The organism is Chamaesiphon sp. OTE_8_metabat_110, from assembly GCF_031382685.1.
Taxonomy (GTDB): domain Bacteria; phylum Cyanobacteriota; class Cyanobacteriia; order Cyanobacteriales; family Chamaesiphonaceae; genus Chamaesiphon.
Genome location: NZ_JANMZA010000630.1, coordinates 1 through 3,222 on the forward strand (window position 1 = coordinate 1; position 3,222 = coordinate 3,222).

At 48.4% G+C, this 3,222-nt stretch carries 4 protein-coding genes and 1 pseudogene; 3 read left to right on the forward strand and 2 right to left on the reverse strand.

Going from position 1 to position 3,222, the window contains the following annotated elements:
• Positions 1-7 precede the first annotated feature (7 nt).
• Together RMO52_RS22575 and RMO52_RS24885 are read left to right on the forward strand one after the other, a co-directional pair.
• Positions 8-85, forward strand: coding sequence for a hypothetical protein (locus RMO52_RS22575; RefSeq protein ID WP_310418826.1), 78 nt, complete (start codon positions 8-10; stop codon positions 83-85).
• A gap of 8 nt (positions 86-93) precedes the next feature.
• Positions 94-243 (forward strand): annotated as a pseudogene (locus tag RMO52_RS24885) (zinc ABC transporter ATP-binding protein); the annotation flags it as partial.
• A 238-nt stretch (positions 244-481) separates the two neighbouring features.
• Here the strand turns inward: RMO52_RS24885 and lipA are convergent.
• Positions 482-1,384 carry a lipoyl synthase gene (lipA, locus tag RMO52_RS22580; RefSeq protein WP_310418818.1) on the reverse strand — a complete coding sequence of 301 codons (903 nt, stop codon included), beginning with the start codon at positions 1,382-1,384 and terminating at the stop codon, positions 482-484.
• Positions 1,385-1,722: 338 nt separating this feature from the next.
• Between lipA and RMO52_RS24890 the strand changes: the two genes are divergently transcribed.
• The gene (locus RMO52_RS24890) at positions 1,723-2,463 is read left to right on the forward strand and encodes a response regulator (RefSeq protein ID WP_396135086.1); all 741 of its coding nucleotides are present in this window, start codon (positions 1,723-1,725) and stop codon (positions 2,461-2,463) included.
• 161 nt (positions 2,464-2,624) lie between these two features.
• On the opposite strand, the gene recR is transcribed toward RMO52_RS24890, so the two are convergent.
• A partial coding sequence (gene recR, locus RMO52_RS22590; protein WP_310418821.1) for a recombination mediator RecR occupies positions 2,625-3,222 on the reverse strand: 598 nt, incomplete at its 5' end.

Below are 3,222 nucleotides of genomic sequence, written 5' to 3' on the forward strand. Positions count from 1 at the left end.
CGAACAAATACGAAAAGCTTATACCAAAGCTTTTCAACAACAATCTGTACTTCGATCTGACAACCTATCTTGTGCTGCTTTTTAACTGCATGGATTAAGATCCGCGAAGTGGTCGATCGCACCATCGATCGCATCCAGATGACCGATCGGTGCAGAGCCAGAATTGCCAATCTTAGTGGCGGACAGCGTAAGCGGGTAAGCATCGGGGTTGAGTTATTGGCACCTAAGCTGTTTTTGCTTGACTCACATCTTGCCCCAATAAATAAGGATTAGTCAAAGCGTAGATCTAAGGGTACCCACAAGCGGCGTTTTTATCTCTAGGGTTCCCCCCGAATAAAAAAACGTCAAGACAGGGGCACCCCTACACAATTAACCTGTAGGGGTGCCCCTTGTGGGTACCCTAAAATCTAGGGTAATTACCAGTAATTTTGCACTGTCTTGATGCAAGATGTGAGTAAATCGATCGAGTCAATCCCCCAATCTACTCGCCAGCATGATAGGAACTTCTGACTAAAGGTGCCGATCGGACGTGGCTGAATCCTAACTCAGTAGCGATTGCGCCCAAGCGATCGAATTCGGTGGGAGTCCAGTATTTGACGACTGGTAAGTGTTCTAGTGACGGTCGCATATATTGTCCTAATGTGAGCCTGTCGCAATCGATCGCGCGGAGATCTTGTAAGGTGGCAATAATTTCCGCTTCAGTTTCGCCATGTCCGAGCATCAATCCCGATTTGGTAGGGATAGTTGGGTCGAGAGCTTTGACATGGGCGAGAACATCCAACGAGCGGCGGTATTTTGCCCCCCGGCGCACTCGATCTTGGAGTCTGGCGACTGTTTCGACATTATGGTTGTAACAGGCAGGTTTGGCGGCGACTACAGTGGCGATCCGTTCCTGTTGTTGCTGATGGGCATCCCGACCGCTCCAAAAATCTGGCGTGAGGACTTCAACTTGCGTTCGAGGATCGATCGCCCGAATTGCCGCGATCGTCAGGGCAAATACGCTCGCGCCGCCATCGTCGAGATCGTCCCGCGCGACAGCAGTCAGCACCACGTAATTGAGTCCGAGTATTGCGACGGCTTCGGCGACCTTCTGAGCTTCGAGGGGATCGAGCGGCATCGGTGCGTGCCCTTTATCCACTTGACAAAAACCACAACTGCGAGTGCAAATCGGCCCCATCAAGAGAAAACTGGCAGTTTTTTGCGAGTAACACTCGCCGCGATTGGGACAGCGACCTTCTTCGCAGATGGTATGGATTTGACGCTGTTTGACAACTTGTTGAACGGTCGAGAGTTCGCTGGCGGTGCCGATCGATCGCCGCAACCAACTTGGTAAAGATCGAATTTCAGCACGCCAACGTGCTAAATCTGCGGAAGATGAGGGCATACTTTAGAAGTTAGGGTTTAAAAATCAAAAGTCAGGGTATAAGGTGTTTGCCTTGGCTATTTGCGAGGACTGGTTTAGCTTGGTTGCGACTAGCTCGGCACTAGCACTCGCGATCCGATCGCCTGAGATTAAATTATCGAGGATGAATCGATCGATGTTACCCTTGAATTTTAGCAATTCTCCCCTATATGAGAGAACTGTCTAAGCATTTAAGATCGGCATTTTCCAAAAATTCGCTCAGGTTACACAAAAACAGGGTCGAACCGTTTGAATTAAGGGATAGGAGTAACGACAATCGATAACACCTAAGTTCATTAGCAGACAACAAGGAGTCAAGTGTGGCAACTAGCAAAATCTTAGTAATCGATGATAGTCGCGTCATTCGGAAGACAGTTCGCGATATGCTTCCCGAGGGCGATTTTGAAGTAATTGAAGCCAAAGATGGTCTCGAAGGGATCGAGTTCGTCCAGAAAGAGCATCCAGCATTGATTATGTTAGATTTTATCCTGCCAAAAATGAGCGGGTGGGATGTCTTTCAACAGATTCAGGCGCATCCAGAATATCAGAAAATTCCTTTAGTCTTGATGTCGGGGAAAAAAGAAGAGGTCACGAGCAAGATTTCCGAGCCGTTTGAGTATTTTGAGTTTATCGAAAAACCATTCGATCGCGTCGTCCTGTCCGAAGCAATTCGAGTTGCGATGACTAAAGCCCGCAAAGCACGTCCCCGGATGGCAGAGTTACCCGGAACCGTGGCCGCACAGTGCGTAGATCGTCAGGTTAGTAATGATGAAGTCGCGCAGTTGCAAGCAGATCTAGGTCGAGCATTGGAGCGGATTACCGCGATCGAAACTAACGCGTTTACCCAGATCGAACAGCTCCAAGATCGACTTTCCGCCGCCGAGCAATCTCATCAAACCCAGCTTCACGAACTAACCGCTAGATTGGGATCGCTGCAACACGATAATGATGTCGATCGTCAAGACTCGATCGAAAAAGTCATCAAACTAGAAACCGAAGTAGACACCTTGAAAAAACAATTAGGTCAATTAATCGTATTAATCAAAAAGAGATTAACCTAGTAATTATCGGCGTTGCTAAATCGAGGGATAAAACCCTTGGGAGGGGTAATTCATGAGTTGCCCCCCAAGGGTTATAGCGATCTCAAATTAAGGAATCATACCCAGATCCAGCAATGCCTAATTATCAATTATCAATTCTCAATTCTCAATTCTCAATTAATTTAACTTATCTCTCGTCTGCCTTCTAGAGCGCGGGCGAGAGTTATTTCGTCTGCATATTCGAGATCGCCACCCATGGGTAGCCCAAAGGCGATCCGAGTGACTTTGGTGAGCGGGGCGATCAGTCGTCCCAGATATAAAGTCGTCGTTTCACCTTCGACCGTCGGACTGACGGCAACGATCACTTCGTGGACATCTTGCTTGTCGATCCGCTGCAATAATGAAGAGATATTTAACTGCTCGGGGCCGATGCCATCCATCGGTGAAATCACGCCACCTAAGACATGATATTTGCCACTAAATTCTCGCGTTCTTTCAAGGGCAATGACATCGCGTGAATCCGCAACAACACAGATCGTTTGCGGATCGCGTTGGGGATTGCGACAGATATCACAAACTGGCTCGGCAGAGAGGTGAAAACACACCTGACACAAGCCGACTTGCTGTTTGGCCTCGATTAAAGCTTGGGCGAGTTGTTCGACTTCGGCTGAAGACCGTTTGAGAATGTGTAATGCCAACCGCTGAGCAGATTTAGGGCCTACTCCCGGCAATCGCTGTAATTGCTCGATCAGATTGGCAAGGGGACGCGTATAAGCCGTA

Coding starts and splice junctions, on each gene's coding strand:
- lipA (WP_310418818.1), bottom strand. CDS start 1,384: ATGCCCTCATCTTCCGCAGATTTAGCACGTTGGCGTGCTGAAATTCGA.